The 25,696-nt window shown below is 38.3% G+C and carries 25 protein-coding genes and 1 pseudogene; 14 read left to right on the top strand and 12 right to left on the bottom strand.

Features of this window, described 5'->3' with window-relative positions; genetic code table 11:
- Window positions 1–203 precede the first annotated feature (203 nt).
- From EL215_RS09320 to EL215_RS10410, 4 genes and pseudogenes are all read left to right on the top strand, one after another.
- Window positions 204–566 (top strand): YbaN family protein, encoded by a 363-nt coding sequence (locus EL215_RS09320; RefSeq protein WP_232013330.1) that lies wholly within the window; start codon window positions 204–206, stop codon window positions 564–566.
- Window positions 559–2,124 carry a peptide ABC transporter substrate-binding protein gene (locus EL215_RS09315; RefSeq protein ID WP_126471706.1) on the top strand — a complete coding sequence of 522 codons (1,566 nt, stop codon included), beginning with the start codon at window positions 559–561 and terminating at the stop codon, window positions 2,122–2,124. The genes EL215_RS09320 and EL215_RS09315 overlap by 8 nt, the downstream gene beginning before the upstream one ends.
- A gap of 136 nt (window positions 2,125–2,260) precedes the next feature.
- Window positions 2,261–2,902 (top strand): MerR family transcriptional regulator, encoded by a 642-nt coding sequence (locus tag EL215_RS09310; RefSeq protein ID WP_126471704.1) that lies wholly within the window; start codon window positions 2,261–2,263, stop codon window positions 2,900–2,902.
- Window positions 2,899–3,447: pseudogene (locus tag EL215_RS10410) on the top strand (acyl-[ACP]--phospholipid O-acyltransferase); the annotation flags it as partial. The gene EL215_RS09310 and the pseudogene EL215_RS10410, both read left to right, overlap by 4 nt.
- Here the strand turns inward: EL215_RS10410 and EL215_RS10305 are convergent.
- Together EL215_RS10305 and EL215_RS09300 are read right to left on the bottom strand one after the other, a co-directional pair.
- Complete coding sequence (locus tag EL215_RS10305) at window positions 3,353–3,952, bottom strand: major capsid protein (protein ID WP_164757038.1); 600 nt, start codon at window positions 3,950–3,952, stop codon at window positions 3,353–3,355. The pseudogene EL215_RS10410 and the gene EL215_RS10305 sit on opposite strands and share 95 nt — an antisense overlap.
- 411 nt (window positions 3,953–4,363) lie before the next feature.
- Entirely contained in the window at window positions 4,364–5,395 is a 1,032-nt protein-coding gene (locus tag EL215_RS09300; protein ID WP_126471702.1) for a branched-chain amino acid aminotransferase, read from the bottom strand.
- Between the two features lie 487 nt (window positions 5,396–5,882).
- On the opposite strand from EL215_RS09300, the gene EL215_RS09295 reads away from it, so the two are divergent.
- Window positions 5,883–6,776 carry a transcriptional regulator GcvA gene (locus EL215_RS09295; protein ID WP_126471700.1) on the top strand — a complete coding sequence of 298 codons (894 nt, stop codon included), beginning with the start codon at window positions 5,883–5,885 and terminating at the stop codon, window positions 6,774–6,776.
- A complete protein-coding gene (gene rlmM / locus EL215_RS09290) occupies window positions 6,769–7,857 on the top strand; it encodes a 23S rRNA (cytidine(2498)-2'-O)-methyltransferase RlmM (RefSeq protein WP_126471698.1) in 1,089 nt (362 codons plus the stop codon). The genes EL215_RS09295 and rlmM overlap by 8 nt, the downstream gene beginning before the upstream one ends.
- A gap of 59 nt (window positions 7,858–7,916) precedes the next feature.
- Here the strand turns inward: rlmM and cmoB are convergent, their stop codons facing one another.
- Together cmoB and putP are read right to left on the bottom strand one after the other, a co-directional pair.
- Complete coding sequence (gene cmoB, locus EL215_RS09285; RefSeq protein WP_126471696.1) at window positions 7,917–8,882, bottom strand: tRNA 5-methoxyuridine(34)/uridine 5-oxyacetic acid(34) synthase CmoB; 966 nt, start codon at window positions 8,880–8,882, stop codon at window positions 7,917–7,919.
- Window positions 8,882–10,396, bottom strand: coding sequence for a sodium/proline symporter PutP (gene putP / locus EL215_RS09280; protein ID WP_126471694.1), 1,515 nt, complete (start codon window positions 10,394–10,396; stop codon window positions 8,882–8,884). The genes cmoB and putP overlap by 1 nt, the downstream gene beginning before the upstream one ends.
- 117 nt (window positions 10,397–10,513) lie before the next feature.
- Here putP and rng point away from each other — a divergent pair, with 117 nt between their 5' ends.
- Window positions 10,514–11,989: a ribonuclease G gene (gene rng, locus EL215_RS09275; protein ID WP_126471692.1), complete on the top strand. Its 1,476-nt coding sequence runs from the start codon at window positions 10,514–10,516 to the stop codon at window positions 11,987–11,989.
- Window positions 11,990–12,036: 47 nt separating this feature from the next.
- On the opposite strand, the gene EL215_RS09270 is transcribed toward rng, so the two are convergent.
- Entirely contained in the window at window positions 12,037–13,434 is a 1,398-nt protein-coding gene (locus EL215_RS09270) for an MATE family efflux transporter (protein ID WP_126471690.1), read from the bottom strand.
- Between the two features lie 45 nt (window positions 13,435–13,479).
- On the opposite strand from EL215_RS09270, the gene EL215_RS09265 reads away from it, so the two are divergent.
- Together EL215_RS09265 and EL215_RS09260 are read left to right on the top strand one after the other, a co-directional pair.
- Entirely contained in the window at window positions 13,480–14,100 is a 621-nt protein-coding gene (locus EL215_RS09265; RefSeq protein ID WP_049356496.1) for a riboflavin synthase subunit alpha, read from the top strand.
- Window positions 14,101–14,372: 272 nt separating this feature from the next.
- Entirely contained in the window at window positions 14,373–14,576 is a 204-nt protein-coding gene (locus EL215_RS09260; protein ID WP_126471688.1) for a hypothetical protein, read from the top strand.
- A 145-nt stretch (window positions 14,577–14,721) separates the two neighbouring features.
- On the opposite strand, the gene EL215_RS09255 is transcribed toward EL215_RS09260, so the two are convergent.
- Window positions 14,722–15,327 carry a DedA family protein gene (locus EL215_RS09255; protein WP_126471686.1) on the bottom strand — a complete coding sequence of 202 codons (606 nt, stop codon included), beginning with the start codon at window positions 15,325–15,327 and terminating at the stop codon, window positions 14,722–14,724.
- Window positions 15,328–15,553: 226 nt separating this feature from the next.
- On the opposite strand from EL215_RS09255, the gene rplY reads away from it, so the two are divergent.
- The 4 genes from rplY to folC all read left to right on the top strand — a co-directional run bounded on the left by rplY (window position 15,554) and on the right by folC (window position 19,001).
- Window positions 15,554–15,841, top strand: coding sequence for a 50S ribosomal protein L25 (gene rplY / locus EL215_RS09250; protein ID WP_014065570.1), 288 nt, complete (start codon window positions 15,554–15,556; stop codon window positions 15,839–15,841).
- Window positions 15,842–15,944: 103 nt separating this feature from the next.
- Window positions 15,945–16,739, top strand: a complete 795-nt coding sequence (truA, locus tag EL215_RS09245; RefSeq protein ID WP_126471683.1) for a tRNA pseudouridine(38-40) synthase TruA — start codon at window positions 15,945–15,947, stop codon at window positions 16,737–16,739.
- 65 nt (window positions 16,740–16,804) lie between these two features.
- Window positions 16,805–17,695 carry an acetyl-CoA carboxylase, carboxyltransferase subunit beta gene (accD, locus tag EL215_RS09240; protein WP_126471681.1) on the top strand — a complete coding sequence of 297 codons (891 nt, stop codon included), beginning with the start codon at window positions 16,805–16,807 and terminating at the stop codon, window positions 17,693–17,695.
- A 4-nt stretch (window positions 17,696–17,699) separates the two neighbouring features.
- Window positions 17,700–19,001, top strand: a complete 1,302-nt coding sequence (gene folC, locus EL215_RS09235) for a bifunctional tetrahydrofolate synthase/dihydrofolate synthase (RefSeq protein WP_126471679.1) — start codon at window positions 17,700–17,702, stop codon at window positions 18,999–19,001.
- A gap of 47 nt (window positions 19,002–19,048) precedes the next feature.
- Here folC and EL215_RS09230 read toward each other — a convergent pair whose 3' ends face one another.
- Window positions 19,049–19,933, bottom strand: coding sequence for a TIGR01777 family oxidoreductase (locus EL215_RS09230; RefSeq protein ID WP_126471677.1), 885 nt, complete (start codon window positions 19,931–19,933; stop codon window positions 19,049–19,051).
- A complete protein-coding gene (argR, locus tag EL215_RS09225; RefSeq protein WP_126471675.1) occupies window positions 19,933–20,388 on the bottom strand; it encodes a transcriptional regulator ArgR in 456 nt (151 codons plus the stop codon). Before argR ends, EL215_RS09230 begins: the two co-directional genes overlap by 1 nt.
- A 186-nt stretch (window positions 20,389–20,574) precedes the next feature.
- Here argR and mdh point away from each other — a divergent pair, with 186 nt between their 5' ends.
- A complete protein-coding gene (mdh, locus tag EL215_RS09220) occupies window positions 20,575–21,510 on the top strand; it encodes a malate dehydrogenase (protein ID WP_005698784.1) in 936 nt (311 codons plus the stop codon).
- Between the two features lie 321 nt (window positions 21,511–21,831).
- Here mdh and EL215_RS09215 read toward each other — a convergent pair whose 3' ends face one another.
- The 4 genes from EL215_RS09215 to EL215_RS09200 form a co-directional block, all read right to left on the bottom strand.
- Window positions 21,832–22,779: a ribose-phosphate pyrophosphokinase gene (locus tag EL215_RS09215; RefSeq protein ID WP_005698775.1), complete on the bottom strand. Its 948-nt coding sequence runs from the start codon at window positions 22,777–22,779 to the stop codon at window positions 21,832–21,834.
- A gap of 31 nt (window positions 22,780–22,810) precedes the next feature.
- Window positions 22,811–23,704 (bottom strand): 4-(cytidine 5'-diphospho)-2-C-methyl-D-erythritol kinase, encoded by an 894-nt coding sequence (gene ispE, locus EL215_RS09210; RefSeq protein WP_126471673.1) that lies wholly within the window; start codon window positions 23,702–23,704, stop codon window positions 22,811–22,813.
- Window positions 23,704–24,327 (bottom strand): lipoprotein insertase outer membrane protein LolB, encoded by a 624-nt coding sequence (lolB, locus tag EL215_RS09205; RefSeq protein ID WP_126471670.1) that lies wholly within the window; start codon window positions 24,325–24,327, stop codon window positions 23,704–23,706. The genes ispE and lolB overlap by 1 nt, the downstream gene beginning before the upstream one ends.
- Window positions 24,328–24,391: 64 nt before the next feature.
- A complete protein-coding gene (locus EL215_RS09200) occupies window positions 24,392–25,636 on the bottom strand; it encodes a multifunctional CCA addition/repair protein (protein WP_126471668.1) in 1,245 nt (414 codons plus the stop codon).
- Window positions 25,637–25,696: the final 60 nt, after the last annotated feature.

Here is a 25,696-nt window from a genome sequence, read left to right as displayed (position 1 = left end):
TAGTAAATTGCGACAAATTCTATAATATCAAGGTTGAAAAATCTAAAAAATCAGTGATAATTGCGTATCACTTTTATTTAGGATTTATGATGGACGACACTTCTTTTTTTTCTATTATCATTTTTTTTGGAATCATTGCTATTGCTATCGTTGCAGGTGTGGTTTCACTTAAGTTTTTCTCAAAGACTTCTTTAACCAAAGTCATGTATATTGTTCTTGGTTGCATTTCTTTAATATTAGGTGTTATTGGTATTTTTTTACCTATTCTCCCGACAACTCCTTTTTTACTGCTTACACTTTATTCTTTTGCGAAAGGTTCTTCTCGTTTAGAGCAATGGTTTTTAGGGACGAAGCTTTATCAAAAACACCTAAAATCCTTTAATGAACGTCGTGCATTGACGAAAAAAGCAAAAATTTCTATCCTAACGTTTTCAACCACAATGCTTTTAATTGGCTTTTATTTTACTCCAAGCGTTGTGGGGCGAGCGATCATTGCTATTTTAATTGCGGTAAAATATTGGTTCTTTTTCTTTTGGATTAAAACCGAAGACGTTGAAAATGGATAATTCTTTCCTTACTTGGCTTAAAAGTGCGGTCATTTTCGGTGTCGTTTTGGGATTGAGTGGTTGTGATAAATTAAACAGCCAGAAATCGATAAACACAGAAACGGATGATCAACCAACACAAAGCCAGCCTATCAAACAAGAGAATACTTCAAAATCGAATCGTACATTACTGACTCGGGCGTTTACTCATTCCCCTTCTTTTGAGCCTTGGTTTGTTCGTTATCCAGAACAAGAGAGCTTATTGCGTGATTTGTATGAAGGCTTAACGGCTTATGATCCAGAGGGAAAAATCGTGCCAGGTATCGCAGAACGTTGGCAAACGAAAGATAATAAAACCTGGATTTTTACCTTGCGTGAAGGGCTTCGTTGGTCAAATGGTGATCCTTTAGTCGCCCAAGATGTCATACTTTCTTGGCAAGCGTTATCTCAATCAAATAGCCCATTAAGATCCTATTTAGCTTATCTCAATTTAAAAAATGCAAAAGGTGTTTTAGAGAAAAATAAACCTTTTAAGAGTTTGGGAATTTATGCGGAAAGTGAACGCACTTTACGTATTGAACTGGATAAAGCCACGCCTTACTTACCGGAAATGTTAGCACATATTAGTCTTGTGCCTCAATATAAACATCCAAATGTAATCGCAGTAACAAATGGCGCCTATATGTTGCAAAGTGAAAACCAACAAGGTATACATTTAATTAAGAACCCGTATTATTGGCAAAAAAATAATGTGGCTTTTGAGCGTGTAGCCTATTTGCCTTTTGTTTTACCTAAATTGATTGAATTTGATGTAGTCATTGATGTGCCGGAAGTACATAAAGATCTTCAGTATTTTCCACAGCTTTGCAGTTATTTTTATGAATTTAATCTCAACGATCCTAATGTTGCCAAGACAGATGTGCGTAAGGCGATTGCTTCGTTGGTCTCCGTCACCAATATTGTTAATAATGAAATTCCAACAGCAATTCCGAGTTCATATTTTTTACCGAAAGCCATGTTAAATGGTCAAGATTCAAGATGGGAGCCTGTTGTTGCCGAGCAATTATTGGCTCAAAATAAAATTAATGAAAGACATCCACTGTATTTAAATGTGCTTTATGATGAAGCGCCATTGCATGTGAATATCGCGCAACGTTTAGTCGGGCAATTAACGCAATCAGATATGTTGCGTGTGGATGCACAACCAGTCAGTTGGCAAACATTACAGACTAAACGTCAAAAAGGTGATTTCCAAGTCATTCGTTCTGGTTGGTGTGCGGACTTTAATCATCCGATGGCATTCTTGGGTTTGTTCTATTCTAAAAGTCCTGATAATAAAAATGGCTATGCCAATGCGGAATATGACCAACTTTTTGAGCAAGCATTGAAAAGCTTAAATGAAAAAGAGCGGTCAGAAATTTACTTAAAATTAAGTGAGAAGATCCAACAGGAAAACCTTGCTTTACCGATTTTCCAATATACCACGCCTGTTTATCTTTCTCCAACTATTATGGGATCGAAGAAAAATCCAGTGGGCGTCATTTACAGTAAGGATTTATGGCGAAAAATTGAAAGCTAAAGCTGATTAAGAAAGTTGTTCATGATGTGGTGAACAACTTTTTTATTAAACTCAACAAGAAGTGTAGAGCTACACTATTTACTTTTTATTTTTATCCGATACAATACACAACAAATCAACCTAGAGGGAAATCCTTATGTTAAAAATGAATGACCTAGTTAAACTTAGTCAGACACCAAAATCCACGGTGCTGTACTATGTGAAAGAAGGTTTGTTGCCAGAACCAGTAAAAGATAAACCGAATTTTCATCTCTATGATGAATATTGTGTAGAGTTGCTCAGTTTTATTAAATATCTACAAAACAATTTCAATGCGACGATTTCACAAATTAAAGCACTTTTTGCTCATCCTCATTTTGATTGGAATAATCCTTATGAAAGCCTTATTGGATTATTAGATATCATCATGGGGGCAGAAAATGAAGTATTCACCATTGAGCAATTATGTGAAGAATTTCATCTTTCTGCTAAACAAATCGAAGACATGGTAGCGGAAGGCTTATTGAATCCTCGTGAAGGCATTTTTACAGCAAAAGAACGTGATATTTTGGCGATCTTAGCTCGTTGTGATGAAGCCGAAATGGATGTAGTGAAAGCTTATTTAGCTGCAGCAAAAATGTTAGCGGAAAAAGAGGTGAATGTGACTTTAGCGGCATTAGCCAATAGTGAACAAAAAGATGAAAAATTAAAACATTTATTTGATTTATTGTTGGTGTTAAAACCTTATCTCTTGAATATGAAAACCTTTAATCTTTATCAAGCGGAGAGTGCGAAATGAAACTCTTAAAATATGCTGGCTTTGTACCTTATTTAGCCATTGCCTTTATTAATGCCAGTGTGGATTTGGCACATAAAATTACCATTCAAAATGTGTTACTGAAAAGTTTTTCAGGCGAGAGTTTGGTCGTTTTAACGGCATTAATTAATGCGATGATTTTATTGCCATTTATTTTCTTATTTTCGCCTTCGGCATTTATTAATGATAAATTTTCCCGCACTAAAGTCATTCGTTATAGCAGTTTAGCAGCTGTGGTGATCAGTGCTGGGATTTTATTGAGTTATATGACGGGAATGTTTGCCATTTCCTTTGTATTGACATTTATTTTGGCAGCGCAAAGTGCGGTCTATTCTCCTGCCAAATATAGCATTATTAAATCGATTGTAGGCACTGAAAATATCGGTATGGCAAACGGTATCATTCAAGCGCTTACTATTATGGCCCTTCTATTTAGTTCTTTTGCTTTTTCTTTCTTCTTTGAAGCACATTATGTGGCATCAGATGATCCGAATGAAGTATTACAAAGTGTTTGGGTGATAGGTGTAAACCAGCTTTACGACGTGGGGTATAACCAAATGATGGCTTGTAGATATTGTGTTTCTGACCATCACCTTTTTCAGGCACATAAGCCAACACAATCGCACCCGACCAGATGTCTTTTAATGCACCTTGATCTTCATACACTGCTTCACCAATTTTCACGGTCTTCACGTCAATCAATTCGGCAAATAATTCAGGGGTAACAATTGCTTTTTGTGAGTATTTGATTTTTTCAATCACTGCAGGGTGCGATTTGATGACCGCCCACACATTGTCAGAAATAACACAAACATTAACGGCGTGACCTATAGAGCGTTTCATGGCTGTTTTGTCTGCTTCAATCACAGAAAACGGGTCTGAATTTTTATAATCAGAGAATTGCGATGTTCCACTTAACACAATTTTATTTGTGCTGTCATAGCTCGCATCGTTAAGAGCAAGATCTGCAATTTCTTTTTCACGCCCTAACGCAATAATGTCTTGCGTAGTTGTCTGGGCATATTGTTTCAATGGAAAACTTACTTCAGGATCTTCCAGATAATTTAAACGCCGCTTAAACGCTTTTAAACGTGCTTTATATTTTCGCAGTTTTAATGGCTTAAGCGGTCATTTCTCGCCAATTTTTCGCAATTCATTGTTTTTAGTTTTCTTTTCAATAAAAAAGGGGCAATGCATCGCAAAGCCCCATTTTTCAATAATTCCGCCCACTTACGTCCTTAAAATTTCGCCAAATCCCTATTTGATTTTTGTTTTGTTGTTTTAGTGGATTTACACAGTGAGCTCTAAATATTATTAATGAGGTATTTTTATCGAAATATACTTTATACGAAGCGTGTAAAAAACTAAAAGGACTAAGTCCTGTCGTGAGAGAACTCAGTCCTTGGATTACATGAGTCTTACTTTTATGATAGAAAGCAAAAATTATTCTACTTTTACAATCCAGCCTTCAGGCGCTTCAACATCACCGAATTGAATACCGGTTAATTCATTGTAAAGTTTACGTGTGACAGGACCCACTTCAGTTTCTGAATAGAACACGTGGAATTTACCTTTGTGTTGAATACCGCCTACTGGCGTAATCACTGCAGCAGTACCACAAGCTCCCGCTTCTGCAAATTGATCAAGTTGATCGATATACACATCACCTTCGATAGCTTCCATACCTAAACGTTCTTTTGCAATGTAAAGCAAAGAGTATTTGGTGATACTTGGTAAAATGGATTCAGATGCAGGAGTGATAAATTTATTATCTTTGGTGATACCGAAGAAATTTGCTGCACCCACTTCCTCAATTTTCGTGTGAGTTTTTGGATCAAGATAAATCGCATCTGCAAATTTACGCTCAGGTGTACCTGCTTCTGCCGCTAATTCATGTGGAAGTAGACTTGCAGCATAGTTACCACCCACTTTTACGCCACCCGTACCCATAGGGGCAGCACGGTCGTAATCAGTCGTAATGAAGTTAGATGGTGCTAAACCACCTTTGAAGTATGCACCCACAGGGCAGCAGAATACAGAGAAAATAAATTCAGGTGCAGTTTTCACACCGATATTTTCACCGGTACCAAATAGGAAGGGACGTAAATATAACGTTGCACCAGAACCGTAAGGGCCTAACCATTCTTGGTTTGCTTTGACTACTTCTTTACAAGCACGGATAAATAATTCGGTTGGTACTTGTGGCATTAATAAGCGATCAGAGGTGTGTTGCATGCGTTTTGCATTTTGATCTGGACGGAATAGATTGATTGAACCGTCTTTACAACGATAGGCTTTTAAGCCTTCAAAGCATTGTTGGCCATAGTGAATTGCCGTTGAGCCTTCATGGATATGCAGCATATTATCAGTGGTCAGTTTACCTTTATCCCATTTACCATCTTTCCAATGAGCAATGAAACGGTAATCCGTTTTGATATAACTAAATCCAAGATTTTTCCAGTCTAAGTCTTTCATTTTGCTTCCTTAATATGTTGTTGTACAAATAAATAATGAAATGAGAACATTAATTAATCTACACCATAATCACCAGAATGAAAATATTTAAACGTAAAATATGATAATGTTTCAAAAATTTTGTGTGGATTTTTAAATTTGTGAACTCGGTTAGGAAATAAAATGCAGCTTATGTTAGAATGATAGGCATAAAAAAACGCTGCTCTGAGTGAGCAGCGCTTAACCAAAATGGTTCAATATATACAGGAAGTAAATGAGTAACTTAATCGTTACTCTAGTTCGGAGACCGAACTATATGCAAACACAACATCATACTTAAGTCCGAAACTCATTAACTTGTAAGGAATTACCAATCATTAAGTATGTGCGTATTTTAGATAGAAGGTTTTGAAAGGGCAAGTGATGTTTTTTTATTTGAAGCATAAAAAAAACTAATCCGATATATATTTTTTAATTATAAACTAAAATTTAACCCTTGGGAAGAATTATGTATAAACGTTTGCCTCCCCTTAATTCATTGAAGTCTTTCGAATCAGCTGCACGGCATTTAAGCTTTACAAAAGCAGCTGATGAGTTGTGTGTAACACAAGCAGCAGTAAGCCATCAAATTAAATCACTAGAAAATTTTTTAGGCGTTGAGCTTTTTATTCGTAAGAATCGTTTGCTAGAATTGACTGAGTTTGGGAAAGCGTATTTTATCGATATTAATAAAATTTTAAGAAAATTAAACGAAGCGACGGAACGATTATTAACATTTAAGGCCGAGCCCCATTTAACCATTAGTGTTCCACAGACCTTTGGTATTCAGTGGCTTGTACCGCATTTAAATGATTTTAATGAGCAGTATCCTGAAATAGAAGTACGCTTAAAAGGCGTTGATCAAGATGAAGGTTTATTGGATAAAGAAATAGATATTGCCATTTATTATGGTAAAGGTGATTGGGAAAATTTACAGGTTGATCGTTTAGGCGAAGAAAACCTCGTGATTTTAGCCGAGCCTTCATTGCTTGAGAAAACACCAGTAAGTTGTCCTAATGATTTGAAAAAGCATACGCTGATTCATACGCATACCCGAGATAACTGGAAAACTATGGCGGATTATCTCAAATTAGATGATTTAAATATTCAACAAGGTCCGTTATTTAGCCACACCTTTATGGCATTGCAAGCTGCCGTTCATGGGCAGGGTATTGCGCTAGCTAATCGTATTTTGGCTCAGCAAGAAATTGAAAACGGTCATTTGCAAATTGTGTTACCAACCGAATTGCGGGATCCAAAATCATTCTATGTGGTCAATCATTTAGATCGTTTAGATGATGAACAAATTCAAGCCTTTAGAAAATGGATTAAAGATTCAATTAAATTAGGAAAACATGAATAAATTAGCCTTATATTGTCGAATTGGCTTTGAAAAAGAAGTCGCCGCAGAAATTACCGACCGAGCCTCTGAGCGTGGTGTATTTGGTTTTGCTCGAGTAGTAGAAAACAGCGGCTATGTCATTTTTGAATGCTATCAACCAGGCGATGCAGATCGTTTAGCGCGAGAAATCCCTTTTAATCGCTTGATTTTTGCGCGTCAAATGATCGTTGTTTCAGATTTCTTAGAGAATCTCGATCCTCAAGATCGTATCTCGCCAATTCTTGCTCAATATAAACGCATTGCAGAAGATATTAATCTTAAGCAAGCGGTAGAGCTATTTGTCGAAACAGCAGATACGAATGAAGCCAAAGCGCTTTTGACATTTTGCCGAAAATTTACCGTGCCGTTACGCCAAGCGTTGAAAAAACAAGGTTGGTTACAAGGTAAGCCGAATGTAAAGCGCGGTCAGATTTTACATTGTTTTTTCACTCAGCCGAATTGCTGTTATGTAGGGTATTCCTATCTTGGCAATAACTCTACCTATTTTATGGGGATACCACGTTTGAAATTCCCAGCGGATGCACCAAGTCGTTCCACCTTGAAATTGGAAGAAGCGATTTTAACTTTTATTCCTCGACATGAAGAAAGTAAACGCTTAAATGAAAATATGGTTGGCGTTGATCTCGGTGCATGCCCTGGCGGCTGGACCTATCAATTAGTGAAACGTGGTTTATTTGTGTATGCAGTTGATCACGGCAAAATGGCAGCTAGTTTGCATGATACTGGCAGAATAGAACATTGCCCGGAAGACGGATTTAAATTCCAACCACCAAAACGTAAGCATATTGATTGGCTTGTGTGTGACATGGTGGAGCAACCAAGTCGAATTGTGAATTTAATAGGAAAATGGTTAATTAATGGTTGGTGCCGAGAAACTATTTTCAACTTGAAATTGCCAATGAAAAAACGCTATCAAGAAGTGATGTTGTGTTTAGAAAATCTTGCGGCGATGTTAGCAGAAAAAGAACTGAAATTTGATATTCAAGCGAAGCATTTATATCACGATCGCGAAGAGATTACAGTGCATATTGCCTTAAAATAGAAAAGCAAAGCGTGGTCAAAAAAACATTGAATTTTTGACCGCTCTTTTTATTTAAACCATTATTTATTCGCTAAAATCACTGCACGAGTTGGGGCTTGATAACCTTCGATGGTTTTACTGTGATCATTTGGATCTAAGAAATCAATCAAACTTTCATTTTCTAACCAATCCGTTTTACGCTGTTCTTCTAATGTTGTGGTGGCGACATCCACACAACGCACATTAGTAAAGCCGACTTTTTCCAACCAATTAATGAGTGAGGCAACGGAAGGAATAAAATACACATTCTTCATTTTTGCATAGCGATCTGAAGGCACTAATACCGTATTCACATCGCCATCAACCACTAAGGTTTCTAAGACAAGCTCGCCACCTTTTACTAATTGATTTTTTAGTTGAGTGAGGTGATCGAGCGGTGATTTACGATGATAAAACACCCCCATTGAAAACACGGTATCAAATGCCGCAAGAGGTTGCATTTCTTCAATACCTAGTGGGATTAAGTTAGCTCGTCGATCATTATTTAATAATTTTCGAACGGCTTCAAATTGGCAAAGGAAAAGTTCGGTTGGATCAATACCCACTACCATTTTTGCACCTTCACCAACCATGCGCCACATATGGTAGCCGCTACCGCAGCCTACATCTAAAATGGTACGATCTTTTAATGGCGCAAGATGAGGCAAAACACGATCCCATTTGAAATCAGAGCGCCACTCGCAATCTACGTGAATATCAAATAAATGATAAGGTCCTTTTCGCCACGGCATCAATTGCTTCAAATGATGGATAATACGTTGTTTTTCGCCCTCTGAGAGTGGCGAAGTGCAGTCAGATTTCACCGAATTTTTTAAATCGATGGTATCTGCCTGTAAATCAGGGAGAAAGTCCACAATTTTTGACCATTTGACATAATCACCATGGGTTTGCTTTTCCCATTCTTTTAACTGTAAAGGTAACGTTTCTAGCCAGGCAGATAAATTGGTGGTGGCAATTTGCTGATAAAAAGGACGAAAATTAACCATTATTTTGCTTCCTTATAGGCTTTTTCTGCTTTTTCAAAGGTTTCTTTGACTTCATTATTCGGTTCAGTAGAAATGAGAGATACGATAAGAATTGCAAGGCTCGCAAGAATAAATCCGGGTATCATTTCGTAAACATTAAACCATTCACTCGTTTCGACAATTACAGATTTCCAACTAAATACGACGACAGTACCAACAATCATACCAGCCATGGCGCCTGCAGAAGTCATCCTTTTCCAGAATAAAGATAAAAGTACGACAGGTCCGAATGCAGAACCAAAGCCCGCCCATGCAAATTCAACAAGTTTTAAAACTTTGCTGTTTTCATCCTGTGCAATCCAAATGGCAATTGCCGCAATGATCAAAACCATTGCTCGACCTAGCCAAACTAATTCTTTTTCAGAGGCCTTGGGACGAATAAAACCTTTGTAAAAATCTTCAGTAATAGAGCTTGAAGAAATTAATAATTGTGCAGAAAGTGTGCTCATTACTGCCGCTAAAATTGCGGATAATAGAATACCAGCAACCCATGGATTAAAGAGCAATTTGGCTAGTTCAATAAAGACTTGCTCGGGTTCATAATTAACTAAAGTTGCAATCTCTGGATTGGCAAAGAAATAAGGAATACCAAAAAAACCAATACCTATCGCACCTACTAGACAAATGACCATCCATGTCATACTGATGCGGCGAGCTTTGATTAAAGATTTCACTGAATAAGCGGCCATAAATCTGGCTAGAATATGTGGTTGTCCAAAATAACCGACTCCCCAAGCTGCTAAACTTAATAAACCTAATGGCGTAGTAGAACTCAATAAATCAGTAAAATCTTTATTGGCAGCGAGTTCAGCTTGATGTAATACTTCTGTAAATTGTGATGCATCACTGAAGCTTAAAAAGATAAAAAGTGGTGTTAAAATTAAGGCAAAAATCATTAATGTCGCTTGAATCGTATCAGTCCAACTTACCGCTAAAAATCCACCAATAAAGGTGTAAATAATGGTTGCTAATGCACCGTACCAAATCGCCGTAGAGTATTCGACAGAAAATAAGTTTTGGAATAATTTAGCACCCGCAACCACACCTGAAGCACAATAAATCGTGAAGAAGGCTAAGATGATTGTTGCTGACACAATTTTTAAGAGATTATGTGATGTACCAAAACGTTGATGGAAATATTCCGGTAATGTGAGTGCGTTGTTGTTGAATTCGGTATAAATTCTTAAGCGACCAGCCACGAGCAACCAGTTAAAATAAGAGCCGAGAATTAAACCAATGGCGATCCAACCTTCAACTAATCCAGATACATATACTGCACCGGGTAGGCCCATTAATAACCAGCCAGACATATCAGAAGCGCCAGCAGACATGGCTGTTACAAAGCTCCCGAGTTTACGGCCACCTAAAATATAATCGGATAAGTTGTTTGTATAATAATAGGCAAGGACACCGATTAAAATCATGCCGAAAATATAAATACTAAAAGTAATAAGTGTTGGGTCTAAACCAAACATTAAATACCCCAAAACAAGTCATGAAAATTTGAGAAAGGTCATATTTTACCTTATTTGGGACTATTATTCTATTTCCCTTTTCGATAGACTAGTACGATTGAAACGAAGGTTACAAAAATGAATTCAGTTGAATTATTAATGAATGTTACGCCCAATGAAACCCGTATTGCGTTGGTGGAAACGGGCGTTTTAAAAGAGGTTCATATTGAACGTCAAGCCAAATGTGGCATTGTGGGGAATATTTATAAAGGGCGAGTAACCCGTGTTTTACCCGGAATGCAGTCCGCATTTGTGGATATCGGTTTAGAAAAAGCGGCATTTTTACATGCTTCTGATATTGTTTCACATACCGAATGTGTGGATGTGAACGAACAAAAGCAATTCCGAGCAAAAAGCATTTCTGAACTCGTACGCGAGGGTCAGGATATAGTCGTGCAAGTGGTAAAAGATCCTTTGGGTACAAAAGGCGCAAGATTAACCACGGATATTACATTGCCTTCTCGTTATCTTGTTTTTATGCCTGAAAATAGCCATGTTGGTGTATCACAACGTATTGAAAGTGAAGAAGAGCGCGCAAGATTAAAAGCATTGGTTGAGCCTTTTTGTGATGAGTTAGGTGGCTTTATTGTTCGTACAGCGACCGAAGGTGCAACGGAAGAAGAATTGCACCAAGATGCAGAATTTTTAAAACGTTTATGGCGTAAAGTGCTTGAGCGTAAAGGCAAATATCCAATCCGTTCTAAAATTTATGGCGAACCCGCATTGCCACAGCGTATTTTGCGTGATTTTATCGGCTCTAATTTAGAGAAAATTCATATTGATTCTAAACTTTGTTTTAACGAGGTTAAAGAATTTACCGATGAATTTATACCTGAATTAAGTGAAAAATTAATGCTTTATACGGGCAGTCAGCCGATTTTTGATATTTATGGTGTAGAACGAGGCATCCAAAATGCACTTGAAAAACGCGTGAATTTAAAATCAGGCGGCTATCTCATTATTGAGCAAACCGAAGCCATGACGACCATTGATATCAATACGGGGGCGTTCGTGGGACATCGAAATTTAGATGAAACGATTTTTAACACTAATATTGAAGCGACTAAAGCCATTGCACAGCAGCTACAATTGCGTAATTTAGGCGGTATTATTATTATTGATTTTATTGATATGCAAACCGATGAGCATCGCAATCGCGTGATTGAATCCTTGGAAGAGGCCTTATCGAAAGATCGCGTAAAAACGAATGTAAATGGTTTTACTCAACTTGGTTTAGTGGAAATGACCCGTAAACGCACTCGCGAAAGTTTAGAACACGTTTTGTGTGATGAGTGTCCAACTTGTCAAGGTCGTGGACGTGTGAAAACGGTTGAAACAGTATGCTATGAAATTATGCGTGAGATCATTCGTGTTAATCACTTATTCTCGAGTGAACAATTTGTGGTTTATGCCTCTCCCGCTGTAGCGGATTACTTAATCAAAGAAGAATCGCACGGTTTATTGCCAGAGATCGAAATGTTCATCAGCAAACAGGTTCAGGTCAAAACAGAGCAGTACTACAACCAAGAACAGTTTGATGTGGTGGTGATGTAAAAGACAAAAGTGCAGTCAAATCAAATTGACCACACTTTTTATTTTAACTATTTCAATCTTTCTAACTGTTGAATAATGGCCTCATCAGGTTGTGATTGGATTTTTCGCATACGTATAAAGAGCAAAGTAGCGGCAATGGTTAATGCAATGATAAACGCAACCCAGAAACCTTTTGCACCAATGCTTGGAATAATCCAATCCGTGCGGGAAAGAATATACCCAACGGGAATACCTACGCCCCAATAGGCAAGTAGTGTGATGTAAAGGATAATTTTAGTGTCTTTATAGCCACGTAAAATACCGCTCACAACGACTTGTACTGAATCTGAGAATTGATAAATTGCAGCTATCGCTAATAAGCTTCCCGAAAGAGCAATAACCGTCGTGTTATCGCCAACAATTAATACCGCAATTTTATCGCTAAATAACCAAATAACCAAAGCTAATCCCGTTGCCACAATTAAGCCAAGAATAATAGCAGCGTAAGCCATTATCTTGGCTTTTTGTGGTGCATGATTACCGAGTTCTTGAGCGACCAAAATAGTGGCCGCCATTGCAATAGACATGGGAAACATAAAGGCTACAGCACTAGTGTTTAAGGCAATTTGGTGGCTGGCAACCACATCCGCACCTAATGGGGAAAGTAATAAACTACTTAAGGCAAACAGTGAGACTTCACTGCACAGAGCAATGGCAATAGGCAAGCCAAGTGCAGTCAATTTTTTCAGTGTTTTGATGTCTGGCTTTTCAATAATCTTTTCAAAGACTTTCAAACTACGTTCGTTATAGTTTTTGGCCGAGTAGGTAATCATCAAAATCGCCATCGCCCAGTTAACAATAGCCGTTGCCACACCACAACCTACACCACCTAATGCAGGGGCACCAAATTTTCCGTAAATAAACATATAATTCAGCGGAATATTCAGCATTAACCCTATGAAGGTAATCACCATGGCCGGTTTGGTCTTAGCAATGCCATCATTCAAACAGCGGAAATTAATCAGCAATAAATAGGCTGGTAAGCCCCACACCATCGCACGCAAATAATTCATCGTCACATCTGCCATATGGGCATCCATATTCATAAACTGCAATATGAAATCATTATGATAGATGATGAGTGCAAGGGGTATCATCACTAAAAATGAAATCCAAAGGCCTTGTCTCACTTGGTGAGCAATGCGATGGCGCTGCCCTGAACCATTTAAATAGGAAATTGTTGGAGGCAAGGCGAGTAATAAGCCTTGCCCGAAAAGAACCAAAGGTAGCCAAATAGAGGCACCAATACCGACACCGCCTACATCAGCCGAGCTCACACGCCCCGCCATAACCACATCCACGGTACCCATGCCAGTTTGAGCTAATTGGGCAAGTCCGATAGGTGTCGCAATTCGGATAAGTTTTTTAATATCAATACGGTATTGAGAAAAAAGACGATAATTCATAAAGTTTGCTATAATACTGAAAATTTTTACCAAAAAGGAACGACAATGTTTACTGGAATCGTACAGGGCATAGCCCGAATTCATGTAATTAAAGATAGCACTAATTTTAGAACTCAGATTGTGAAATTACCAGCTGAAATTCGAAAAGGTTTAGAAATTGGCGCATCTGTTGCGAATAATGGGGTATGTTTAACCGTAACTGAAATTAATGATGATCTTGTGAGCTTTGACTTAATGCAGGAAACTTTGCGCATTACCAATCTTGGCTGCTTAAAAGAGGGGGATTTTGTCAATATCGAACGCGCAATGCAAATGGGGGCAGAAATTGGCGGACATATTTTATCTGGGCACGTTTATTGTACCGCAAGTGTTTCACAAATTATCGAAAGCGAAAATAATCGTCAGGTTTGGTTTAAATTACCTACTAAAGACATGATGAAATATATCCTAACAAAAGGATTTATTGCGATTGACGGCATCAGTCTTACTATTGGTGAAGTGAAAGGCGATGAATTCTGCGTGAATTTAATCCCTGAAACCTTACACCGAACCCTAATCGGCAAACGCCAAATTGGTGATTTAGTGAATATTGAAATTGATCCGCAAACTCAAGCGATTGTGGATACTGTGGAACGATATTTGAAGGGAAGAAATTTGATTATTTGAGTTTAGTTATTAATAAAGAGAGCCTTAAAAGCGACTTGCATGATAAAATCTGATTCAAATCAAGTAATGATAACGAGATAGATGAACACACTAATAATCGTAAAAAATACTACTATAGGAAATACGAGGAGAATAATGTGATAAAAAAATTTTATGATTTTTTTTAAAAATATATTAAGTGAATCAGAAGAAACAGTATCTAATCCATTGATTCAATATTCTTCTGAGACCAAGAGTTTAGAAGAATTTAACCAAAAAATGAAGTAGAATTGGTGGATAATCAAAAAAATGAATTACTGGATACTATTGAAATAAATCCAGCTACAGGACTCCCTTCTTACAGTGGTGTAGATATATTAGGTAATCCTATCGAAACAGATTTTAATAGCTCTATTGATACTTCTTTTCATGATTTAGGAGGTCCTTTTAATAGTGATTTGGGAAGTTTCTTTGGCAATGATTTTCATAATAATTAACTCAGAAAATATATTAAAAGATAGACAAGGTGTTTTGTGAGAGATTAATAGAGTTGTTTAGAGAAATAAAAAACGCTTAATAAAATTATTAAGCGTTTTTTAATTGACGAAAATTTATAAAATTTTAACCGCACTTTATACGAAATTATTTAGCCTGTTTCTTCGCTTTTTTCCATTTCCAAAATAAGAAAACCGCTAATGCGCCAACAAGGATATAAATTACAAGCTGACCTTTTTGAATTTGTTCGTGTAACCAATCTAAGTTTTGAGCACCTAATTCGCCAAGATAAACCCAAATTGGTACGGAAATAATGGCAGCACAGAAATCAATTAATACAAAGCGTGTGTAACTGACGCGGCGGGTAATACCAGAAACCATATAAATTGGCGCACGTAATCCTGGAAGGAAGCGAGCCACAAATAGTACGCGGTTGCCGTATTGGGAAAATTTTTCACGTACCATTTTTAAGCGTTGTAGAGTGATCACTTTGCGCATTGGACGGAAACGAAGAATTCGGGTGCCGTAAATGCGACCAAGCCAATACATACAAGAGTCGCCAACAAGTACGCCGATCATACTGACTAATAACATTAAATGGGAGTTTACACTTTCAGGATAAAGGCCAGCAATTACGCCACCGGATACAAGCGTGATATCTTCTGGAATGGGTACACCAAAACCACAAATAATAAGAACAAATAGCACCGCCCAATAACCGTAATCGGTAAAAAAGCTGATAAGAAATTCCATTTGAAACCCACTTACAATCAGTTAGTTAAAATTAATTAAAAATTGGGGTTTATTTTAATCGCTTTGCCTTGAAAAGCCCAGAAAAAATTTGCTGAGTAAATTTGCATTGTGGGGCTGAATATTTTATAATCCGTCGCTCTCAAAGTTTGTCTTTGAGCAAATTTAGGAAAATTGCTGGGTCGCCTGCAATTTTTTATTTTAAACTTTTAATCAAGAGAACATTAAAATGGCATTTAAATTTAACGCTGAAGTTCGTCAAGCGCAAGGTAAGGGTGCGAGCCGCCGCCTGCGTCACAACGGTCAAATCCCTGCAATTATTTATGGTGGCAGCGAAGCACCTGTTTCAATCATCTTAAATCACGATGAATTAAACAACGCACAAGTTCACGATTCTTTCTATAGCGATGTAATCACTTTAGTGGTTGAAGGTAAAGAAGTTGCAGTGAAAGTTCAAGCAATGCAACGTCACCCATTCAAACCAAAATTGGTTCACATTGACTTCAAACGTGCTTAATTTTTAGCTTGTGATAAGAACACCAATAATGATGAGTTATTGGTGTTTTTTCTTTTCGGGCAAAGTGAGGTCAAATTTGAAATCGTTTTAGGAGTATTTTCCAATGAAGATAGCCTTAGGCATTGAATATAACGGAAAACAGTATTGTGGCTGGCAGCGACAAGAGAAAGTGCATAGTGTACAAGAAGAATTAGAAAACGCGTTATCTTCTGTGGCAAATGAAAAAATTGAAGTGTTTTGTGCAGGCAGAACAGACTCTGGTGTGCATGGCACGGGGCAAGTGGTGCATTTTGAAACCACAGCGGTTCGCCCTGAAAAAGCCTGGGCATTTGGTACTAATGCGAATTTACCCGATGATATTTCAGTAAGTTGGGCAAAAGTGGTGGATGATGAATTTCATGCCCGTTTTTCGGCAACTGCGCGTCGTTATCGTTATATTTTGTATTGTAATAAATTACGCTCAGCCATTTTACCGGAGGGAATTACCCATTGTCATTTAGATTTGGACGAAAAGAAAATGCACCAAGCAGGGCAACTTTTATTGGGCGAAAATGATTTTTCTTCTTTCCGTGCAGCACAATGTCAATCAAATACCCCTTGGCGAAATGTGCATCATTTAAATGTGGTGCGAAAAGGACAGTACATTATTGTGGATATTCAAGCCAATGCTTTTGTGCATCATATGGTACGCAATATAGTGGGAAGCTTGATTGAAGTTGGTGCGGGCAATCAACCTGTTGAGTGGATGAAATGGTTGCTAGAGCAAAAAGATCGTAAATTGGCGGCGCCAACAGCGAAATCCGAAGGCTTATATTTAGTGAATGTGATTTACCCTGAAAAATTTGCGATTCCACAGAAAAATTTAGGGCCGTTGTTTTTAGAAGATAATCTCATCTGACTAGCAAATTTCGCTAAATTATGATTAAATACGCAGACTTTTCTAGTTAATAAAAAAGGTAAAAAATGAGCTGGATTGATAGAATTTTTAGCAAAGGAACCTCTTCCTCTGCGTCACGTAAAGCTAACGTACCTGAAGGGGTTTGGACAAAATGTACCTCTTGTGAACAAGTTCTTTACGGCGAAGAAGTAAAACGTAATTTATATGTTTGCCCAAAATGCGGCCATCATATGCGTATTGATGCTCGTGAGCGCCTTTTAGCCTTGTTAGATGAAGGTTCAAGCCAAGAATTGTCAGCTGATTTAGAACCAAAAGATATTCTTAAATTTAAAGATTTAAAAAAATATAAAGATCGTATTACTGCGGCACAAAAAGAAACCGGTGAAAAAGATGCGCTAATCACAATGACGGGTACACTTTACAATATGCCCGTAGTCGTTGCTGCTTCAAACTTTAGCTTTATGGGTGGTTCAATGGGTTCTGTTGTAGGTGCAAAATTCGTGAAAGCCGCGGAAAAAGCCATTGAGTTAAATTGTCCATTTGTGTGTTTCTCTGCAAGTGGTGGTGCGCGTATGCAAGAAGCACTTTTCTCATTAATGCAAATGGCGAAAACCAGTGCGGTGTTAGCAAAAATGCGTGAAAAAGGTGTACCGTTTATTTCTGTATTAACGGATCCAACATTAGGTGGTGTATCTGCAAGTTTTGCGATGTTAGGTGATGTGAACATAGCTGAACCAAAAGCATTAATTGGTTTTGCAGGCCCACGTGTTATCGAACAAACTGTACGTGAGAAATTACCGGAAGGCTTCCAACGTAGTGAATTCTTACTCGAGAAAGGGGCGATTGATATGATCGTGAAACGTTCAGAAATGCGTTCAACCCTTGGAAACCTTTTAAGTAAACTCACCAATCAACCTTCACCTTTTGTTGAAGTAGAAGTTGTTGAACATGAGTAATACAATGAATTTAAAAGCCACTTCGCCACTCGCTGAGTGGCTTTCTTATTTGGAAAACAGTCACTTTAAAGCTATTGATTTAGGGCTAGATCGTATTAAATCCGTGGCAGAAGAATTGGATCTTTTGAATCCCGCACCCTATGTGATCACAGTGGGAGGCACAAATGGTAAAGGCACAACTTGCCGTTTGCTTGAAACCATTTTGTTAAATCACGGCTTGCGTGTGGGTGTGTATTCCTCACCTCATTTATTGCGTTATAACGAACGTGTTCGTATTCAAAATCAAGACTTGACTGATGAAATGCATACTGCTTCTTTTGATTTCATCGAAAAGCATAAAACGCAGTCCCTCACTTATTTTGAATTTAGCACCTTATCAGCTTTGCATTTATTCAAACAAGCGAAGCTTGATGTCGTCATTTTAGAAGTGGGACTTGGTGGACGTTTGGATGCAACGAATATTGTTGATAATGATCTGGCGGTTATAACCAGTATTGATATTGATCATACAGATTTTCTAGGTTCAACTCGCGAAGAAATTGGCTTTGAAAAAGCAGGGATTTTCCGTGCGAATAAACCGGTTGTAATTGGCGAACCCAATGTTCCGCAATCAATGCTAGAACAAGCGGAGAAATTACATTGCCACGTTTCACGCCGAGGTGTCACTTGGTCGTTTAAAGCCAATGAGCAAACTTGGATGTGGCAGAGCAACAAAGTGCGGTTAGAAAATCTGCCGTTTTGCCAAATTCCATTAGCTAATGCGGCAACAGCTTTGGCTGCTGTTGAACAGCTGCCTTTTGATATTTCTGTCGATACCATTAAACGTTCATTAATTGAAGTGGAATTGGTGGGACGTTTCCAACAATTAAAAGGTAATCAATTAGAAAAATTGGCAGAACGCTTGAAGGTATCCAATTCACAGTTGCCAAAAGTGATCATCGATGTTGGGCATAATCCTCATGCGGCAAAATATTTAGCCGAAAAATTGACCGCACTTAAAACACAAATTTCAGGGCGTATTATTGCAGTTTGCGGAATGTTAAAAGATAAAGATGCCGAGTCGGTGTTTACCCAACTTACTTCCGTTATTGACCAATGGCACTGTGTCACATTAGGCGGTCACCGTGGTCAATCAGGTGATGACTTAAATGAAAAATTAACATCAGTTTACCCATCAGCAAAAAGTGTTTCTGAAGATTCTGTAGTTGAAGGTGTGCAAAGTGCGGTTAAAAATGCAGATAAAAATGATATTGTTCTGGTATTTGGATCTTTCCACACCGTGGGAGAGTTTTTAGAATTAGCATAATAGGATTGTAAAAAATAAAGGCTGGTTTTGACCAGCCTTTTGTTTTTTTAAAGTATTTTGTGAAAGTAATCATTTAATTCAGAGTATTCGAATGTAAATCCGTAATCCAACAAATGTGTTGGATAGACATTTTGACTGTCTAATAGAATACAAGCTCGTTCACCGAGAAGAGAGGTGAGTAAAAATTGAGGCACATGAGCAAAACAAGGGCGATGTAATGCTTGACCTAATAGTTGGTTGAATGTCTTGTTTTTAACAGGATGTGGCGCCGTAAAATTAAATGTACCTTCACAATCATTATGATCAAGTAAGAAGAGAAGTCCTTTTACCATATCCTCTAACGCGATCCAACTCCAATATTGCTCACCATTCCCTAATTTGCCGCCTAATCCAAAGCGATAGAGCGGTAGAATTTTAGCAAAAGCCCCGCCTTTTGGAGAAAGTACTAATCCGGTTCTCACTAAACAGACTCTTGTGTTGGCTTGCTTTGCCGCATTTTCCCAATCAATACAAAGCTGTGCGGTAAATTGAGTACTTGGATTTGTGTTTTCAGTGATCTGCTCGTTACCACAGTTTCCATAAATTCCGGTTGCGGAACCTGAAATCAGGGCTGGGGGATATTCACTTTGGTTAATAAGTTGGACAAGTTGTTGTGTTAAATTAATTCGGCTATGACGCAGTTTCTCTTTTTGTTGAACCGTCCATTTTTTATCGAAGATTGGCTCACCAGCAAGATTAATAACCGCATCAAAGGTATTCAAGTCTTTGAGTGTTGAAAGTGTGGTCAAAAATTGAAGTGTTTTTTCAGGAAAAATAGATTGGTTTTTTTCAATGGAGCGAGTTAATACGGTAACACTATCGCCACGAGATAGTAGTGTCGTAACCAAGGCTTTCCCAACAAATCCTGTCCCACCAGTCACTAAGATATTCATTATAAGCTACTTTCAAAGAGCGCTTGAATTTGTGCAAAAAGCGCTTTAATTGTTGTATTTTGGGTAGGGGTGACAAATATCGTGTCGTCTCCTGCAATCGAGCCCAAAATTCCTTCGGGTTTACCAATGGAATCCAATAATCGAGCAATCAGCTGTGCAGCACCTGGAGAGGTTTTGATGACGATGACAAAATCATTATGATCAATATCTAAAACCAGATTTTTTAATGGACTGCTGGTAGCGGGCACACTTAATTCGCTTGGTAAGCAATACACCATCTCCATTTTAGTATTTCTCGCACGAACCGCACCAAATTTGCTTAACATTCGTGAAACTTTGGATTGGTTAATGGTTTGGAATCCTTGATTCTTTAAGGCTTCAACGATTTCACTTTGAGAGGCAAATCGCTCTTGGTTTAGCAGTTCTTTAAATGCTTTTGTTAATTGATCAGACATAGTTATTCTCGTACAGGGAAATTTGCATAAGAGTTGCATAAAAATTCATTTTATGCAATTAAAATGAAATTATTCGTTGAAAAGTTTGAGCTAGATCGCATTATTGCATTTCTCTGTTTGTAATTTAACGACCAAAACTTTAGAATTCTACCTAGTTAGTATTAATTAATACATAAGGAGTATTTTATGAAAGTTGCAGTATTAGGCGCAGCAGGCGGTATTGGTCAAGCATTAGCCTTATTACTTAAATTACAATTACCCGCTGAAAGTGAATTAGCACTTTATGATATTGCACCAGTGACACCAGGTGTGGCTAAAGATGTGAGTCATATCCCAACAGCGGTGAAAGTAGAAGGTTTTGCGGGTGAAGATCCAACCCCTGCACTTAAAGGTGCTGATGTCGTTTTAATTTCTGCAGGGGTAGCACGTAAACCGGGCATGGATCGTTCAGATCTTTTCAATATCAATGCAGGTATCGTGCGTAACTTAATTGAACATGTTGCAAAAACTTGTCCAAAAGCTTGTGTAGGTATTATCACCAACCCGGTGAACACGACTGTTGCGATTGCTGCAGAAGTATTGAAAAAAGCGGGTGTTTACGACAAACGTAAATTATTCGGTGTCACCACTTTAGACGTGTTACGTTCTGAAACATTCGTTTCTGAATTAAAAGGCTTAAATGTTTCTCGTACAAGTGTACCGGTAATTGGCGGTCACTCAGGTGTAACCATTCTTCCATTACTTTCACAAGTTCAATATGCTGAATGGAAAGAAGAGGAAATTGCACCATTAACTAAACGTATCCAAAACGCAGGTACCGAAGTGGTTGAAGCAAAAGCAGGTGGCGGTTCTGCAACACTTTCTATGGCCCAAGCGGCAGCACGTTTTGCTCGTTCATTAGTGAAAGGCTTAAGTGGTGAGACTGTCGTTGAATGTACTTATGTAGAAGGTGACGGTAAATACGCACGTTTCTTCGCTCAACCAGTACGTTTAGGTAAGGAAGGTGTAGAAGAAATTTTACCTATCGGCACCTTAAGCAAATTTGAACAAGAAGCTTTAGAAGCAATGTTACCAACATTGCGTGCTGATATTGAATTAGGCGAAAAATTTATTAACGGCTAATTTAATTCTATTTCTAGAGAAGAGGAGCTATATGCTCCTCTTTTTTATACATAAACGATTAAAAATAAAAAAGTGAAGAAAAATCGTGATTTAGCTCACAAATTTGAACATTGCTATTTGCAATAAAAAGTACTTTGCCGTATTCTTAAACCACTAAAAACAAGTGCTATTTTTAAATAGCCGACATCTATTTTGCTTTCCGAGTAGTGCCCCAATGGGGCACTTTTTTTATGTCTATTTTTAGCAAAAGTATAAAAAAGTACGGTCGAAAAACACAAGACTTTCCGACCGCACTTTTAAAATGAATACTAAGCGAAAGAATTATTCAAACATTGCTGAAATAGATTCTTCATTGCTGATACGACGAATTGCTTCAGCAAGCATGGTAGAAAGAGTCAGCACGCGTACTTTACCAAGTGCTTTCATTTCTGGTGAAAGTGGAACAGTATCCGTTACCACGATTTCATCAATCGCATCGCTTGCTAAATGTTGTGCTGCAGCACCAGAGAATACGGCGTGAGTTGCGTAAGCAAATACGCGTTTTGCACCGCGTTCTTTTAATGCTTCAGCGGCTTTACATAATGTACCACCTGTATCAATCATATCATCGACAAGGATACAATCACGATCTGCGACATCCCCGATAATGTGCATAACTTGCGATACGTTTGCACGTGGGCGACGTTTGTCGATAATTGCCATTTCGGTATCATTTAATAATTTCGCTACCGCACGTGCACGTACCACACCGCCGATATCTGGCGAAACAACAATAGGGTTTACAAGATCGGTTTTCTTCAAGATATCATCAAGTAAAACTGGTGAACCGAATACGTTATCAACTGGTACATCAAAGAAGCCTTGAATCTGCTCAGCATGTAAGTCACAGGTTAATACGCGGTCAATTCCTACAGTTGAGAGTAAATCTGCCACCACTTTTGCAGTGATAGGTACACGAGCAGAACGCACACGACGATCTTGACGAGCATAACCAAAATAAGGAACAACGGCTGTAATACGACCGGCAGATGCACGACGTAAAGCATCAACCATTACAATCAATTCCATCAGGTTGTCATTCGTTGGTGCACAGGTGGATTGAATAATAAATACGTCTGCACCACGCACATTTTCATTAATTTGCACTTGGATTTCACCATCGCTAAAGCGTCCAACGGTGGCATCGCCTAATGAAATGTAAAGACGTTCAGAAATCTTTTTTGCTAGCTCAGGCGTAGCATTTCCAGCAAAGAGTTTAATGTCTGGCATTTTATATAACCTCAGGTTGAGTATAGATAAATTAGTTGGTCGAGAGTTGTTTCAGCATGGTATGCAATGGTGAAACGTTTAATCCTTTAGCAACAAAGCCGAAAAATTCCTTCGGTTTTTGTTGGAAAACCGCTTGTGCTGATTTTTCATCATCAAATTCAGCAAAAACACAAGCCCCTGTCCCTGTTAATCTGGCTGGTCCATATTGTAACAACCATAGTAGGGCTTTTTCAACTTCAGGATATTGAGTCCGCACAACTTTTTCGCAATCGTTTGCAAACGGTTGGTTTAAAAGCTGTACAAGGGAGCTTTTTTCTGTATTGCGTGGCAAATCGGGATCGCTAAAAACTACTGCAGTAGAAATCGCAGTTTCAGGTTTCAGTACCACATAATATTTTTCTTGTGGTTCGCAGTATTGAATTTTTTCACCCACACCTTCTGCAAAAGCGGCTTGTCCATGGACAAAAATCGGCACATCAGCCCCAAGTTTTAGCCCAAGCTCGGCAAGTTCATCAATGGATAGATGGGTTTGCCATAAATAGTTTAAAGCAAGCAGAGTCGTTGCGGCATTGGATGAGCCGCCGCCAATCCCACCACCCATTGGCAGAATTTTATCTAAATGAATTGTCGCACCGAGTGTACAGTCTGTTTTTTCTTGTAGGAGCGTAGCTGCACGATAGATTAAGTTTTGCTCTAGAGGTAAGCCAGGGATTTCAGGAGTGATCCGAATTTGTTTATCTTGGTGAATATCAATGGTAAGCCAATCGCCGAAATCAAGAAATTGGAAAAGGGTTTGTAATTCGTGGTAGCCGTTTGGCAGTTTACCGTTTATATAGAGAAATAAATTGAGTTTTGCGGGGCTTGGAAAGCGGTTAGGCTTTCCAAGCGAAGTTGAAAGTGCGGTCGAAAAGTGATGTGTTTTCATTAGAACGCCCATTCATCCACACGAATTTTTAGGGTTTGTGATGTACTTTTATTCTTTAACAGAATATTTTCAGGCATCGAATTATCTGCATGATAACTTAAGTAATCGGCTGTCCACATTGAGCCATCAAGTGGATAGCTAAATTCGGATAAAAGGTGATTTGTTCCAACTTGATAATCCGCATTATCAGCTGGCTGACCTTTTAACCAATAAGATAAATGCTCTAGTGGTACATCCATTCCGATGATTTCACGTAACAATAATTTGGCATTTTTATCAGATTGCTGGTTGCCTTTATTATCTGAAATCGTCATACCATTTGGATGCATCTCCATAGTTAGCGTCGTTTTGCTAATGAGAGAATAAAGTTTTAGCTTATAGGCTTTCGGATTTTGATATTGCCACTCAAAGCGGCTAGAAAAACGCTCTTGTGGACTGATGTAACCAATTTGTCCTTTTGTGCTATAAGATTGAATTTGTTTGATTTTTTTGAGATGCTGTTGCCATGTAATATCATTTTTATCAATATGTTGAACATCTATTGGGCGCTCTGCATCAAGGGTACAAGCAGATAAGATCACGCTTGCAAATGCAGGTGCGAGAAGCGATTTTAATAATTTCATAACAAAATATTTACTAAAAAATTGCGCATATTGTAAGGGTTAGTTTACTTTTAGTAAAGCTGGATTAAGCATTTAAGCGAGTTTTCTCGGCTTTCACTGCGTCAATTCTTCGACGGGTTAATTCATCTCGAATACCTTGCTTTTCAAAACCATCTGCAATGACTTGTTGCACATCAACGGCTAGAGCAGCTTGATAAAGTGTTTTGAGGTAATCAATTTGCGGATATTCTTTATTTTCAAAGCCAGTTCGTCCGCGAGTATCAGATAAACATACTAATAAAAATTCCTCAAAGCGCTGAGGTTTGCGCCAAACATCAAACGTATTAAAGAGTTTCACTACTGTTTCTGGGCGAAGCTCTAAGGCTTTATGTACATGCGTGTGATATTCACAAGTTAATTCAGCTAATTCTTGAATATAATTAGGAATTCTAAGGCGTTTGCATAATGAACGAGTCGGTTTAATCCCCGCTTTTTCATGTCCATGATGACTAGGCCATATTTCTTTTGGTGTAAGGGCTTTTCCAAGATCATGACAAATCGCTGCAAAACGGACCGCACTTTTATTCAAATTGGTATTTTCAGTGAGTTTAACGGTTTGCTGCAATACGAGCATGGTATGAACAAAGCTATCAATTTCAGGATGATATTTGGCTGGGTTCGGTACGCCATCTAAGGCGGCAATCTCAGGGAAGAGCACTTTGAGTGCCCCCACATGATGAAGCGTTTCAAAATAAATTTCAGGATTTGGTTCGTTTAATGCTTTTTCTGTTTCCATCCAAACACGCTCAGCCGTTAGGTGGGCGAGTTCGCCTTGTTCAGTGAGTTCAGTCATTAATTTAAGGGTTTCTTCGGAAATTGAGAAACCTAAATGATGAAAACGAGCAGCGAAGCGTGCGACACGTAATACACGAAGTGGATCTTCAGCAAAAGCAGGCGAAATGTGACGTAAAATACGTTGATGAATATCCTCTACGCCATGATAAGGATCGTACAGCTTGCCTTCCTTATCTTGTGCAATGGCATTAATGGTAAGATCTCGGCGAATTAAATCTTGTTCAAGCGTAATATCATCTGAAAAATCACAAATAAACCCCGTATAACCTTTTCCTGATTTTCGTTCTGTACGGGCAAGTGCGTATTCTTCATGGCTTTCAGGATTGAGAAAAACAGGGAAGTCTTTGCCAACTTGTTGATAACTTTGAGCAAGCAAGATTTCAGGTGTTGCACCGACGACGACCCAATCACGATCTTTCACTGGTAAACCTAAAAGTTGATCTCGAACTGCACCGCCTACAATATAAATTTCCATTTTGCTCTCCCGTCAAAATATAAAGAAAAGGTAGGCGAATGCCTACCTCAACGATAAATC

This window comes from Haemophilus parainfluenzae, assembly GCF_900638025.1.
Classification (GTDB): domain Bacteria; phylum Pseudomonadota; class Gammaproteobacteria; order Enterobacterales; family Pasteurellaceae; genus Haemophilus_D; species Haemophilus_D parainfluenzae_J.
This window is presented reverse-complemented; position numbering and strand designations above follow the sequence as displayed.